Annotated in this window: 14 protein-coding genes; 4 read left to right on the forward strand and 10 right to left on the reverse strand. The window is 63.9% G+C overall.

Going from position 1 to position 13,628, the window contains the following annotated elements; all coding sequences use genetic code 11:
• Positions 1-114: 114 nt before the first annotated feature.
• The 9 genes from V1280_RS31950 to soxX all read right to left on the reverse strand — a co-directional run bounded on the left by V1280_RS31950 (position 115) and on the right by soxX (position 6,305).
• Entirely contained in the window at positions 115-282 is a 168-nt protein-coding gene (locus V1280_RS31950; RefSeq protein ID WP_334533820.1) for a hypothetical protein, read from the reverse strand.
• An 88-nt stretch (positions 283-370) separates the two neighbouring features.
• The gene (locus V1280_RS31955) at positions 371-1,411 is read right to left on the reverse strand and encodes an MBL fold metallo-hydrolase (protein ID WP_334533823.1); all 1,041 of its coding nucleotides are present in this window, start codon (positions 1,409-1,411) and stop codon (positions 371-373) included.
• Positions 1,412-1,696: 285 nt separating this feature from the next.
• Positions 1,697-2,155 (reverse strand): DsrE family protein, encoded by a 459-nt coding sequence (locus V1280_RS31960; protein ID WP_334533826.1) that lies wholly within the window; start codon positions 2,153-2,155, stop codon positions 1,697-1,699.
• A 2-nt stretch (positions 2,156-2,157) separates the two neighbouring features.
• Positions 2,158-3,903 (reverse strand): thiosulfohydrolase SoxB, encoded by a 1,746-nt coding sequence (gene soxB, locus V1280_RS31965; protein WP_334533829.1) that lies wholly within the window; start codon positions 3,901-3,903, stop codon positions 2,158-2,160.
• 50 nt (positions 3,904-3,953) lie between these two features.
• On the reverse strand, positions 3,954-4,259 hold the full coding sequence (locus V1280_RS31970; RefSeq protein WP_334533832.1) for a hypothetical protein: 306 nt from the start codon (positions 4,257-4,259) through the stop codon (positions 3,954-3,956).
• A complete protein-coding gene (gene soxA, locus V1280_RS31975; RefSeq protein WP_334533834.1) occupies positions 4,256-5,119 on the reverse strand; it encodes a sulfur oxidation c-type cytochrome SoxA in 864 nt (287 codons plus the stop codon). The genes V1280_RS31970 and soxA overlap by 4 nt, the downstream gene beginning before the upstream one ends.
• On the reverse strand, positions 5,119-5,430 hold the full coding sequence (soxZ, locus tag V1280_RS31980) for a thiosulfate oxidation carrier complex protein SoxZ (RefSeq protein ID WP_334533837.1): 312 nt from the start codon (positions 5,428-5,430) through the stop codon (positions 5,119-5,121). Before soxZ ends, soxA begins: the two co-directional genes overlap by 1 nt.
• 10 nt (positions 5,431-5,440) lie before the next feature.
• Positions 5,441-5,926, reverse strand: coding sequence for a thiosulfate oxidation carrier protein SoxY (soxY, locus tag V1280_RS31985; protein ID WP_334533840.1), 486 nt, complete (start codon positions 5,924-5,926; stop codon positions 5,441-5,443).
• 22 nt (positions 5,927-5,948) lie between these two features.
• Complete coding sequence (soxX, locus tag V1280_RS31990) at positions 5,949-6,305, reverse strand: sulfur oxidation c-type cytochrome SoxX (RefSeq protein ID WP_334533843.1); 357 nt, start codon at positions 6,303-6,305, stop codon at positions 5,949-5,951.
• 223 nt (positions 6,306-6,528) lie between these two features.
• Between soxX and V1280_RS31995 the strand changes: the two genes are divergently transcribed.
• Positions 6,529-7,203, forward strand: a complete 675-nt coding sequence (locus V1280_RS31995) for a DUF938 domain-containing protein (RefSeq protein ID WP_334533846.1) — start codon at positions 6,529-6,531, stop codon at positions 7,201-7,203.
• A gap of 12 nt (positions 7,204-7,215) precedes the next feature.
• On the opposite strand, the gene V1280_RS32000 is transcribed toward V1280_RS31995, so the two are convergent.
• Positions 7,216-9,285 (reverse strand): prolyl oligopeptidase family serine peptidase, encoded by a 2,070-nt coding sequence (locus tag V1280_RS32000; RefSeq protein ID WP_334533849.1) that lies wholly within the window; start codon positions 9,283-9,285, stop codon positions 7,216-7,218.
• Between the two features lie 202 nt (positions 9,286-9,487).
• On the opposite strand from V1280_RS32000, the gene V1280_RS32005 reads away from it, so the two are divergent.
• From V1280_RS32005 to V1280_RS32015, 3 genes are all read left to right on the forward strand, one after another.
• Positions 9,488-10,735 carry an MFS transporter gene (locus V1280_RS32005; RefSeq protein ID WP_334533852.1) on the forward strand — a complete coding sequence of 416 codons (1,248 nt, stop codon included), beginning with the start codon at positions 9,488-9,490 and terminating at the stop codon, positions 10,733-10,735.
• Positions 10,736-10,865: 130 nt separating this feature from the next.
• Positions 10,866-12,104 carry an MFS transporter gene (locus V1280_RS32010; RefSeq protein ID WP_334533855.1) on the forward strand — a complete coding sequence of 413 codons (1,239 nt, stop codon included), beginning with the start codon at positions 10,866-10,868 and terminating at the stop codon, positions 12,102-12,104.
• 222 nt (positions 12,105-12,326) lie between these two features.
• Positions 12,327-13,490, forward strand: coding sequence for an IS110 family transposase (locus tag V1280_RS32015; protein WP_334533546.1), 1,164 nt, complete (start codon positions 12,327-12,329; stop codon positions 13,488-13,490).
• Positions 13,491-13,628: the final 138 nt, after the last annotated feature.

Below are 13,628 nucleotides of genomic sequence, written 5' to 3' on the forward strand. Positions count from 1 at the left end.
CGGTACTGCGACCGGATCACAATCGAGGGATCACGCGGTATGGGTCCTGGCTTTCGCCAGGACGACTGCGGAGGGGGACGCGCGTCTTGTCAAAGCGAACGCCGCCGCATCCCCTCACAACGGCTCGTCATCATTCCCATAACGATCACGTTTCGGCGTGGCGATGTCGCCGTCTTCGTAATCGTCGTCGGTGTCGCGCGGCGGCTTCGGCTTCTTCGCCTTGTCGTCCGTCGCCTTCGGCGGCGCGCCCGGCTTGGCGGTCGTGTTCCCGGTCTTGGCCATGACTGATTCCGGATGGTGATGCGTCATCCGACCCTACCCGCAAATGCTCTGCGGTTCCTGACTTATCTCAAGCCCGCGACGATGAACGTCAGGCGTGCACCACCGGCCCGCCCGCCTTCTTCCAGGCATCGATGCCGCCTGCGATATGTGCGGTGTTGGCGAGGCCGGCTTCCTTGGCAGCGGCAACAGCCATCGCCGAGCGCTCGCCGAAGGCGCAGAAGAACACGACGCGGCGCCCCGTCGCGGCGGCGACCTCGCGCAGCATGCCGCCGGGCTTGAGGCTTTCCTCGACGCTTGGATAGGGCGTGTGCAGCGCGCCCTCGAGCATGCCGTGCTTCATCCGCTCATTGGTCTCGCGCAAATCCACCAGCAGAATATCGGGCCGGCCGAGCGAGCGGATCGCCTCGACTGCGCTGAGTGCACGGCCCTCCTTCTCCAGCTCTTCCTGATGCAGGCCGACCCGCATGTTGGCGGGCACGGCGACGTCCATCATCTTCGGATTGGGCAGCTTCAGGTTCGCCATCAGCTCGATATATTCGTCGACCGAGCGCACCTGCAGCCTCGGATTGTAGCGCTTCTCCTCGCCGATGGTGGAGACGGTGTCGCCCTTGTAGTCGTGCGCCGGGAAGACCATCGTCTCATCCGGCAGCTTCAGCAACCGGTTGAAGATCGACTCGTACTGCGCGCGCGACGAACCGTTCTGGAAATCGGTGCGGCCGGTGCCGCGGATCAGAAGCGTGTCGCCGGTGAAGACGCGGTCGCCCATCAGATAGGAATAGGAATCATCGGTGTGGCCCGGTGTGTACATCACGTCGAGCGACAGGCCCTCGATCGTCACCTTGTCGCCGTCGGCAACGCGCATGGCCACCACGTCGGCCTTGGTCTGGTCGCCCATCACGGTCATGCAATGGGTGCGGTCGCGCAGCTCGCCGAGACCGGTGACGTGATCGGCGTGCAGATGGGTATCGACGGCCTTGACCAGCTTGAGGTCCAACTCGCGCAGCAGCTGGCAGTAGCGGTCGACCTTCTCCAGCACGGGATCAAGGATCAGCGCCTCGCCGCCGGGGCGGCTGGCAAGGACGTAGCTGTAGGTGCCCGAAACGCTGTCGAAGAGCTGGCGAAAGATCATGGCGGGATCCGGCGTGGAGTGGTTTCGAGGATTCTACTACGCCGGGGGTCGATAAGAGAAGTAATGTACTGTTGAAATAAGAAAATTTAGAAGATTTTTATTGCTGGGCCGAGACTGCCGGCGACACCCTCACTGTCATCGCCCGCGAAGTTTGACCGGGCGATCCAGTATTCCAGAGACCGCGAGGAGTACGGAGGAGCCGCGGCGTACTGGATTCCCCGCTTTCGCGGGGAATGACACCGAGTGTATGGCGACGACGTGCCACAAACTCCGTGCAGCAGCCCCCTACGGCCTCACCACCACGTACCCATTCTCCGCCAGAAACAGGATCTGCCCGACACCCACCTGCACCGGTGTCGCCGCCGGAATGAACTCCGGCCGCTTCCCCGTCTCCCGCTCGATCGTGTCGACCGTGTACAGGCAGATGTCGAAGCGCACGCCCTGCGCGATCAGGCTCTCCACCTGCTTGCGGCGCTCGCTGCCGGACAGCAGCAGATCGATGCCGGGACCGAAGGCGACGACCTCCACGGCGATCTTGTCGGGGTCGTAGGCCTTCAACAGATTATTGGCGACGCTCAGCACCAGCGCCTGCTTCCTGGCATCGCTATCCGAGAGCTGCAGCACGATCTTGTGCTCGGCGAACGGTTTGTCCTGAAGCGGCACCTGCTGCGCAAAAGCGAGCGGCGCGGCCGCCCAGACGAGCAGCGCCAGCAGCATCGCGCGAAAGACTTGCGACCGCATCATCCCTATCCTGCAACGCCTGGATTGCCGTCGACGCCCCTGAGCGTGACGCCGGTGCCGAGGCGCTCCTGAAACATCCGGCCCGAGCGCAGATATTTGCCGACGACGTCCCACACCGGCGCGCCCTGCTGGCCGTTGACCGAGGCCCAGCCCGCGACCTTGTAGTGCCTGGTAGCACTGAGCGCCTTGCCGTTGGCGAGCTTGAGCTCGGAGATGCGGCTGCCGATCGCGTTGGTGGGGCTGCAGGAATAGCTGAGCCCGCCGGCACGCACCATGTCGCCGCCCTGCTGGTAATAGGGATCGGGATTGAAGAGATTGTCGCAGATGTCTTCCAGCATGTCCTTGATCTCTGTGCCCGTCATCTCCTGCACATAGGTCTCGGGATAGGTGATCGCGGTTTCCGCGAGCACATCCTCCATGGTCAGCGGCTGGCCGGAGAGCGCGGTGACGCCCCAGCGGAAGCCCGGCGACAGCGCGATCTCGGCATCGAGCTCGCTGCGTAGCGCGGTGCAGATCAACTCGTCGATGGGGCCGGCGAAATTGTCGCGGCGATAGAGCAGCCGGTCGGGCGTTGCGATCTTGTCCACCCAGTCGGTCACGTGCGGCGCGCGCAGCTTTCCGATCAGCTCGGCCATCGCAGGGTCGGGCTTCAGCAGCTCGGAATACACCGGCAGCAGATGATATTTGACGTCGCTGACCTTGCCCTTGTCGAGCGCGAGATCGAGCACGCCCAAGAATTTCCCGTTGGAGCCGGCATTGGTGACGAGCGTCGTACCGCCAGCATTCTTCACGGCGATCGGTTGCGGCACGGCATCATGGGTGTGGCCGCCGAGGATGACGTCGATGCCGGTGACGCGGCTTGCGAGCTTCAGGTCGACGTCCATGCCGTTGTGCGAGAGCAGGATCACCGCATCGACCTTGTCGGCGCCGCGCAACGCATCGACATGCTTCTGCAGCTCTTCCTCGCGGATGCCGAAGGTCCAGTCCGGCGTGAAGCGCTTGGGATGCGCGATCGGCACGTAGGGAAAGGCCTGGCCGATGATCGCGACACGATGGCCGCCGATCTCCTTGATGGTCGACGGCTTGAACACGCGTCCCGTCGCCTTGTCGAAGGCGACCGCGTCGTTGAACGCGGCCTCCTCGGTCAGGAAGACGTTCTGCGCCAGAAACTCGCCCTTGAAGTGTTCGAGATTGTCGCGCAGCGCCTGCTCGCCATAGGTGAACTCCCAATGCCCGGTCATCGCCTCGATGCCGAGCAGATTGGCGACCTCGACCATGTCGCGGCCCTGCATGATGTTGGCGAGCCCGGTGCCCTGCCAGAGGTCGCCGCCGTCGACCAGCATGGCGTGCTTGTCGCCGACATCACTGCGCAGGCGGTCGATCAGCGTCTTCAGATGGGCGAAGCCGCCGAGCTTGCCGAAGCGTCCGGCGGACTTCTCGAACTCGACAGAGGTGAAGGCATAGGCGTCGGCGCTGTCGGGCCGGATGCCAAAGTGCTCCAGGAAAGCGTGACCGACCAGATGCGGTGGCCGTCCCGTCATCTCGCCAATGCCGATATTGACGCTGGGCTCGCGGAAATAGACCGGGTTGAGCTGCGCATGCGTGTCGGTGAGGTGGAGGATCCGCGCATTGCCGAACCGCTCGATGTCGTAAATGCTCGCGGTCTCGGCGCCGCGCGCGAACCGCGGCAGCACTAGCGATGCGGCAGCAATTGCTGAGCTCTTCAGGAAATCGCGGCGGCGGATCGCCATCCCTAATTCTCCGCGCCTATTCTCGGCAGTTCGACGGTTCCACTGTCATTCTAGCGGATTTCCAGCGCCTTCCAGGCTTCTTTTTCAGAGGTCGCCTGGAAGACGGATGCTTTCGCCAGCGCTTCAGCCTCTTTTGCTGCGGCCACGGCGCGGTCGAAATCGCCGCCATCGCCCGCCTTCCTGGCGGCCGCCAGCGTCGAGACGGTCGTGGTCCACTGGTTGCGCATGCCGGCTGCCTCCTTGGACGCAGCCTCCGCGGCGGCATAGGCCGCCTTGTAGTCTGCCTCGGTTGCCGCGCGCGCCATCGACGCGAAGCTCAGGGCCAGCAACATGGCGAGTGGAAGTGACCGCTTCATGGCCGCGCTCCCGGTCCGGAAATCGGCAGGCCGTTGGCGACGTAGGACAGGAAATATTCGACGTCGCGATATTCATCCGCCTGCGGCTCCAGCGGAACCGCGCGGGTCTGGCTGTTGCAGGTGATGAAGCGACGGCTGGTGGTGCCCATGCCGCTCCATTCGGAGCGGTAGATCGGCAGCGCGTTCAGGATGCCGAGCGCCGGCGCCAGGATCTCGGCGCGGATGCGCTCGCCCGGGCTCTGCACATGGCAGCTCGCGCAGGAGAAGTTCAGCTGGCCGCGGCGGGTGTAGAAATAACGCTTGCCGTTCTCGAACGCTTCCAGTGCGCGCGGATCGTCGGGAATCCTGATGTCCATCGGCTTGCCGCGCGAGGTGAAGGCCATGTAGGCCGTCAGCGAGGCCATCTCGTCCTTGACGTAGGAGTAGGGCGCCTCGCCATTGGCCTCGCGGCAGCGGTTGAGCGCGAGCTCCAGCGTGACGACCTTGCCTTCCTTCTCGTCGAAATAGGGATAGTTCTGGCGAATGCCGATGCCGCCGTTCGGGAAGCAATCAGCATAGGTCTTGCCGTTCTTGAACGGCGTCGAAAACATTTCCCTGCCGGCATCGAGCGCGAACTCATAGGGCGGAAACTCTTCCTTCTCCTGCCACTGCCGCTTCATGTCCTCGTTCATGGAATAAGGACCGTTGACGAAATCCTCGTGCTTCACGTTCGGAAACTTCTGGAAGAAGAAGTTCTGGAACGCCTTGGCGTCAGCGACGGGATCGACCTTGTCGGCCGCGACCACGCGCGGAGAAGTGAGTGCGAACGCGATCAACGCGGCGCTCAACGAAGCAAGCAGGAGGGCAGTGCGGGCCTTCATCACGCGATCTTCGCGGTGGTCTCGTCGGACCCACCCTTGTTGTCGGTCCAGGAGATCTTGATATCGTCGCCCTTCTTGGCGCCCTTGAAGCTGAACTTGACGTAGGGGTCCTTGGAGACCGCGGTGCCCCAATTGGCGACGAAGACGTCCTTGCCGTTACATGCGAACTTCAGCTCCTGGATGTAGTGCGCAGGGATCAGCTCGCCCTTGGCGTCCTTGACCAGGCCGGTATCCATGGGGTGCTGGATCAGCGTCTGCACCTCGGTGATGTCGCCGTTGGATGTTGCGCGTACGCGAATGCTGGATGCCATGTTGAATCTCCTAACCCCCGCAGCCGCCGACGGTGACCTTCACTTCCTTGGTCGCGCTGTAGAGCTTGCCGTCGGCTTCCACGATTGCGGTCACGTTGCTGGTCTTCGCCATCTTCAGGCGATTGGCGACAGCGGGGATCGTGCCGTCAGGAATCTTGTAGCTTGCCGCCAGCGCGTTCGGGTTCTCGGCGACGAAGAACGAGATCGACGTGACCTTGTCGAGCGTCGTCGTCACCGAGATCGGCACCACGCCGCCATTCTCGGCGATCTCGGGCGCATCGAGCTTGATCTTGTCGGAGGCCTCGGCGGTCTTGCCATAGAGGGCCTTGATCGCGTCGGCCTCGTTCTTCAGCTTGAACGCCTCGTCCGGATATTTGTCGTTGGCCGCGGCGCGTGCGGGCGCGAATGCGAGATTGCCGAGGCCGATCAGAGCGACGCAAGTCGCGCCCTGAAGGATCAGGCGCCGCGTCGGATGAGGGCCGGTATGTGTGGTCATCTCAAATCTCCTGGGCCCGCCATTACAGCGTCTGCAGGAAATCAACGATCGCGCTGATCTCCTGGTCGGTCAAAAGCCGGTTGCGGCCGAACGGCGGCATCATGGTCTGCGGATTGCGCTTGGTCTCGTCGAACAGGATCGCGACCAGCTCGTTGCGGTCGGGGTATTTGGCCTTGATGTCCTTCAGCTCCGGCCCGATCGTGCCCGGCAAATCGCCGCCCTTGATGACGTGGCAGGTCAGGCAATTGCCCTTGCCGCGGTCGAACGCGAGCTTTTGGCCCTCCGCGATTGCGGACTGCGCACCAGCCGGGTGCGCGGCGAGGCCCGTGAGGACGACCAGCGCGAGGAGCAGGGCGGGCTTGCGAGGAAAGGCGGTCAAGGCGTCGTTCCGAGGCTTAAGATGTCTGCAAAAGATAGTGTTCAAAAGCACAAAGGGCATGCCCTGACAATCAAGACTATGCAGGGCGCAAAATGGCGTTAATATCTTCCGCATTGCAACTGAAGAGATCAATCGTTCATCAAGCCGGCTTCAACCGGCGAAGTCTGGGGGCGTTTTGCCCTTATTGCGTTTGGTCTGCTTTCTCGTTTTCCGGGGACATGAATTGGCTGAATATGTCGTTGAATTTGGCAGGGACGGCGGGAGGGTCGAATCCGACGGCCGTCTCGATGCGCCGGCCTTCCATCGCAATCACGAGCCGCTCTGGGCGGCGCTCGGAAAGCACCTCGCTGGACGGTCGGGCGACGTGGTCGAGGTCGGCAGTGGAACCGGCCAGCACGTGGTCCATTTCGCCCGTCATACGCCTGATCTCGTCTGGTGGCCGAGCGATCTCAACCAGCGCCATGTGAAGAGCATCGAGGCCTGGCGCGTGCATTCGGGCCTGTCCAATGTCCGCTCGCCGCTGCGGATCGATCTTGTCGATCCCGACTGGTGCCCGGAGATGAAGAGCGGGCAGGGGCCAAACAATCTCGCGGCCGTGTTCTGCGCCAACGTCATTCACATTGCGCCCTGGGCCGTGGCCGAGGGCCTGTTCGCCGGCGCCGGCCGTTACTTGCGCTCCGACGGCCAGCTGTTCCTCTACGGCCCGTTCAAGCGCGACGGCAAGCACACCGCACTCAGCAACGCCGTGTTCGACACGTCGCTGCGCGAAGGCAATCCCGATTGGGGCGTGCGTGATATCGGCGATGTCGAGACGCTCGCGCGCGGTGCGGGGCTTCGTCTGGTCGATACCATCGACATGCCCGCGAACAATCTGACGCTGGTGTTTGGGCGCGGGTGAGGCGCGAGGCCCTCACACCTCGCCGTCCTGCCACCCAATCTTCTCCTTCAAGAACTGAAAGCCGAGCACCTGGAAGCCGGCGCGCTCCTTGTTGTCCTTGCCGTAGCCGTGGCCGCCAGCGGCGGGCTCGTAGAACCAGGCCTCATAACCCATCGCCTGCAGCTTTGCCGCCATCTTGCGCGCGTGTCCGGGGTGGACGCGGTCGTCGCGTCGTGTGGTGGCGATCAGGATCGGCGGATAGGCCTGGCCGGGTTTTGCGTTGTGATAGGCGGAATAGGTCTTCAGCCACTCCCATTCCTCGGGCTTGTCGGGATCGCCATATTCGGCGATCCAGCTCGCGCCCGCGAGCAGTTTTGTGTAGCGGCGCATGTCGATCAGCGGGATGGTGCAGAACAACGCGCCGAAACGTTCGGGGTATCGCACCAGCATGTTGGTGATGAGGATGCCGCCGTTCGATCCGCCTTGCGCGGCGATGCGCTTTGCGTTTGTGACGCCGCGACGGACGAGATCGGCGGCCACGGCCGCGAAATCGTCGTGCGATAGCTTCTTGCCGGCGTATCGCCCGGCATCGTGCCAGCGCGTGCCGAATTCGCCGCCGCCGCGCAAATTCGCTTGCACCGTGGTGCCGCCGCGCTCCAACCAGAGCTTGCCGAGCGACGAATTGTATTGCGGCTTCACCGCGAGTCCGAAGCCGCCATAGGCGCTCATATAGACCGGCGCATCGCCGGTCTCGCCGGCAGGACCGGTCTGCACATAGGGAATGCGCTCGCCGTCGATCGAGATCGCCTCGTGCTGCGTGACGACGAGGCCGTCAGCGTTGAACGTCTTCGGCGCCTGCTTTAGCACCGTTGGACTTTCGACGCCGCGCTCGATCAGCATCAGCGAGGGCGGCGTCAGCGGATCCTGCACATTGGCGAGCAGGTCGCCATTGCTCTCGGATTCGTGGTGATCAAGACTCCAGACTTCGACCACGCCGATGCCGGGAAGCCCCTGCAATCGCTGCCGGCTCCAGCCCGACGCCGACGGCGTGCAGAGTTCGAACACCGGCCGCAACTCGTCGAGGATGGAGAGCAGGAGCTTGCCGCCGCTCCAGGAGAAGCCCTGCAATGCGCGCCGCGGCTCCGGCTCGAACAGTATGGTGAAGTCGCGGCTGCCGGCCAGGAATGCGGAGAGTGAGATGCCGAGCATCGCGTCGGCTGCGTATGCGTGCCCCGCGACCGACCAGGTCTCGCGCGGCTTGATCGACAACCAGTCACCATGGGTCTGCATCCAGATGTTGCTGGGCAGGTCGAGTCTTGTGGTTGCGCCGGTCGTCGTGCCGATCGAGGTACGGAAATTGAAGAAGTCGGACTGGTCGATGAACCAGATGCGCTGGGCCGGGACGGTGTCGTCGACATAGCTGTACACCCGCATATGATCGGCGGTGGTCTCGAACAGCACTGGCGCCTGGTCGACACCGGTCCCGCGCCGCCACAGCCGCACGGTCCGTGCGTAGCCGGACGTGGTGGCCATGCCCTCGCCAAGCGCGCTCGACAGTAGCAGCGTGTCGGCATCGACCCAATCGACGCTGCTTTTGGCTTCCGGCAAAAAGAAACCGTCTGCCACGAGGCTTTTGGTGTCGGTGTCAAACTCCCGCAAGGTCACGGCATCGCTGCCACCGCGCGACAGGCTCAAAATAGCCCGTGCGCTTCCGGGCCGGGATGACGTCCCGCTGAAGAGCCAGTCCTTGCCTTCCGTCGCAGCGAGTTGGTCGATGTCGAGCAGGATCTCCCAGGACGGCGTGGCCTTGCGAAACTCTGCAAGCGTGGTGCGCCGCCACAGGCCGCGTGGATGATCGGCATCCGTCCAGAGATTGTAGAGATAGCCGCCGCGCCGTCGCACATAGGGAATGTTGTCCGGGCGATCGTAAATCGCCGCGAGCGCATCGCGGTCGCGTTCGAACGGCGCGCCGCCGAATTTGTCCAGCGTCAGGCGGTTCTCCTGCTCGACGAAATCGAGCGCACGGGCGCCTTCGACCTCCTCGAGCCAGAGCCAGGGATCGTCGTCGGGAGCGCTGAGCGTAGGCCTGTGATCGACGGACATGAACGGACTCCCTGAGATCGCGCGGCGGATAGGATTTGATCGCGCGCAAGCCGTCAAGAGCGCGGTGCGGTATGGTCCATCCGATTGCGTCAGAGGCATGGCCTGCGCCCGTTTGCGCCGGTTGCCCGCCCTTCCGTGCCCCTCCATAGTGCCGGGAATCACCAAGGCTTTTACTTAAAAGACCCTGCGGGCGGAAATGCCGATGTTAGATGTGACTTCAGCCAACGAGATTGCCGACGACGTCCGCGTGCGTAGCAATGTGGTGCGCCTCGCTGCCGCCCAGGCGCTGACCGGCGCCAACTCAGCGGTGATCTTCGCCACCGGCTCGATCGTCGGCGCCACGCTCGCGCCCGACATGTCGCTCGCGACCGTGCCGCTGTCGATGTACGTGGTGGGCTTGGCCGCCGGCACGCTGCCGACCGGCGCGATCTCGCGCCGCTTCGGCCGCCGCGCCGCATTCGTCGTCGGCACCGGTTGCGGCACGCTCACCGGTCTGATCGGCTCGTTCGCGATCCTGCATGCGTCATTCGCGCTGTTCTGTCTCGCGACCTTCCTCGGCGGCCTCTACGGCTCGGTGGCGCAATCCTATCGCTTCGCGGCGGCCGACGGCGCCAGCGCGGCCTATCGGCCCAAGGCCGTGTCGTGGGTGATGGCGGGTGGCGTGTTCGCCGGCGTGCTCGGTCCGCAGCTCGTGCAATGGACCATGGACATCTGGTCGCCTTATCTGTTCGCCTTCAGCTTCCTGGTGCAGGCGGCGGTCGCGCTGATCGCGATGGGCATCGTTGCCGGCGTCGACATGCCGAAGCCGGCGCCGGCCGATCTGCACGGCGGACGGCCACTGCTCACTATCGTGACCCAGCCGCGCTTCATCGCAGCCGCACTCTGTGGCGTCATTTCCTATCCCATGATGAATCTGGTGATGACCTCGGCGCCGCTCGCCATGAAGATGTGCGGGCTGAGCCTTTCCGATTCCAATTTCGGCATTCAATGGCACATCGTCGCCATGTACGGCCCGAGCTTCTTCACCGGCGCGCTGATCGCCCGCTTCGGTGCGCCGAAGATCGTCGCCGCAGGTCTGCTGTTGGAAGCTGGCGCCGCCGGCATCGGCCTCTCCGGCATCACCGCGATGCACTTCTGGGCCACGCTGATCGTGCTCGGTGTCGGCTGGAATTTCTCCTTCATCGGCGCGTCCGCGCTGGTGCTGGAGACGCATCGCCCGCAAGAACGCAACAAGGTGCAGGCGTTCAATGATTTCCTGGTGTTCGGCATGATGGCGATCGGCTCGTTCTCCTCCGGGCAGCTGCTTGCGAATTACGGCTGGTCCGCGGTGAACATGGTGGTGTTCCCGCCGGTCGCAATCGGCCTCGTCGCCCTCTCGCTGGCGTCCTGGGCCCGCCGCCGCAGGGCCCGGCTCGAAGCCGCCATGGGCGAGTTCCCGGACGCGATTTGAGTTGGCAGGAGGCTGTCAGCAACGTCGATACTTCGATCGCTGTCGAAGTGATTTTCTGATCCTACATCGCTACATGATGGTCGTCATGGACAGAAGATCGCAACGCGGGGAACACGAAGGAGAAGCGCAAATGCTCGACAATCCTCGGCATACCTCGCGAATCGACGAATCCTCGCTCCGCTACGAAGGCTGGCGCATCGTCGCGGTCTGCTTCCTGCTCGCGACCTTCGGCTGGGGGCTCGGCTTCTACGGCCAGAGCGTCTATGTCGCCGAGCTGCAGCGCGCGCGGGGCTGGCCGGCCTCGCTGATTTCTTCGGGCACCACGTTCTTCTATCTGTTCGGTGCGCTGCTGGTCGTCTTCGTTGGCGAGGCCGTCCGAAAATACGGCCCGCGGCTTTGTCTCATCGCCGGCACGCTGGCGATGGCGGCAGCTAGCGTCGCGATCGGCGCGGTGCGCGAGCCCTGGCAGCTTTATCTGGCCGATGCCGTGCTCGCCTTCGGCTGGGCCGGCACCAGCCTCGCCATGATCACCAACACGATCAGCCTCTGGTTCGACCAGAAGCGCGGCATGGCGATCAGCCTGGCCCTGAACGGCGCCAGCTTTGGCGGCATCGTCGGCGTGCCGCTGCTGGTGACGATGATCAGCCATATCGGTTTTGCCAGCGCGATGTTCGCGACATCAGGCGCCATGCTGGTGCTGCTCCTGCCGGTGATCTTGCTGGTCGTCGGCCGGCCACCCGATCTCCATGGCTGGCATGGCGCGGCGAAAGCAAAACCGCAATCATCGGCAGAGATTCGTTCGCGCGCGCTGCGCGATGTCGGCTTCCTCACGGTGACGACTGCGTTCGCGCTGGTGCTGTTCGCGCAGGTCGGCTTCATCGTGCACCTGATCTCGTTCCTCGATCCCATCATCGGCCGCGAGCGCGCGGCCGTGGCCGTCGCGGTGCTGACTGCGATGGCGGTGATCGGCCGTGTCCTGTTCTCGATGGTGATCGACCGGCTGAACCAGCGGTTGGCGTCTGCGCTGTCGTTCCTGAGCCAGGCGGTCGCGCTGTGCGTCGTGATCAATCTGCACAATGATTACGTGCTGATCGCGGCCTGCGCGGTGTTCGGCTTCTCCGTCGGCAATCTCATCACGCTGCCGTCGCTGATCGTGCAGCAGGAGTTCGACTCCGCCTCGTTCGGCGTGCTGATCAGCCTGAACACCGCGATCAACCAGGTGACCTACGCGTTCGGTCCCGGCGTGGTCGGAGCCTTGCGCGATTTCTCCGGTGGGTACGCGCTGCCGTTCTATCTCTGCATTGCGCTGGAGGTGGTGGCTGCGGCGTTGATCATGGTGCGGGGGAGGTCGCAGGCGAAGCTCTCGTAGGGTGGGCAAAGGCGCATAGCGCCGTGCCCACCATTTCTCAATGAGTCAGCAAGAGTCCGTGGGCACGCTCCGCTTTGCCCACCCTACGGCACCTGCGTAAAGGAGCGACGCCGTCTCAACACACTCCGTCATTGCGAGCGCAGCGAAGATTCCATGGGGAGTGGATAGCGACCGAGTCTGAGGCCAGACTGAGGTTGCGAACCAACCAACCTGGAGACGACGATGTTGCTCGATCATCCTTCCGACGGACCGACCGCTATCCGGACGCAGTTTGGCGCAATTTTTGTGTCATTGGAACTGAGCCGTTCGACGTGGCTGATCACGTGGCTTTCACCTGGCGCGGGCGAGAAGATGTCCAGGCAGGGCGTCAAGGCCAGCGATACGGCTGAGCTGCTGAAGCTGTTTGCGGAGGTCAGGCGCAAGGCGATGGCGCGGACCGGTCAGACCTATCCGATCATCACGATCCAGGAGGCGGGGCTGGAGGGGTTCTGGCTGCACCGGGTTCTGCAACAGGAAGGCATTGAGAGCCACGTGGTCGATCCCGCCTCGATTGCGACGTCGCGACGGCGGCGGCGGGCCAAGACGGACAGGCTGGATGGCGAGGCGCTGTTGCGGGCGCTTCTGGCCTACAAGCGCGGCGAGCCACGGGTCTGCGCGATGGTGGCGGCCCCTTCGCCCGAAGAGGAGGATCGCCGCAGGCTTTGCCGCGAACGGCGGACATTGATTGCCGAGCGGATCGAGCATGTGAACCGGATCAAGGGCCTTCTGTTTGCACAGGGCATCTCCGACTACATGCCTTTGCGACGTAACCGACGGGACCGGCTCGAGGCCTTGCGCACTGGCGACGGGCGAGAACTGCCGCCCCATCTGAAGGCGCAGATCAGCCGCGAACTCGACCGCCTCGAGCTGTTGCTCACCCAGATCGAGGCGGTGGAGGCCGAGCAGGATGCATTGCTGGCTGCTGCCGCAAAGCCTGGAACCGAGACGCCAGGGCCGGTGGCGATGCTGTCGGCATTGAAGGCGATGGGACCCAATTTTGCGGTCATTCTCTGGTCGGAGGCCTTCTACCGGCAGTTCTCCAACCGCCGCCAGGTCGCCTCCTATGCCGGTCTTGCGGCCACGCCCTGGCGCAGCGGCGGGATCGAGCGAGAGCAGGGGGTCTCGAAGGCCGGCAATCCGCGGCTTCGCACGACGATGATCCAGCTCGCCTGGCTCTGGGTGCGTCATCAGCCTCAATCGGCGCTGACACTCTGGTTCAAGGCCAACAGCCAGCGCGGCAGCAAGCGCATGATCGTGGCTCTGGCGCGCAAGCTTCTGGTCGCGTTGTGGAAGTACGTCACCCATGGCGTCGTGATCGAGGGAGCTGTGATGAAGGGCGCTGCCTGAGATCGAGGATACTTCCCTCACCGACAACCAATCAGCCGAGGATCGATCAGCCTTGGCCGATCCGGGCGGACGAACCGATGGATTGCATGGCTTCAAACGCCGCAACGAAGAGTGGTCCCGTCCTCTCGAGCCTGCCCG

The sequence above is a fragment of the Bradyrhizobium sp. AZCC 2230 genome (assembly GCF_036924495.1).
GTDB classification, from domain to species: domain Bacteria; phylum Pseudomonadota; class Alphaproteobacteria; order Rhizobiales; family Xanthobacteraceae; genus Bradyrhizobium; species Bradyrhizobium rifense.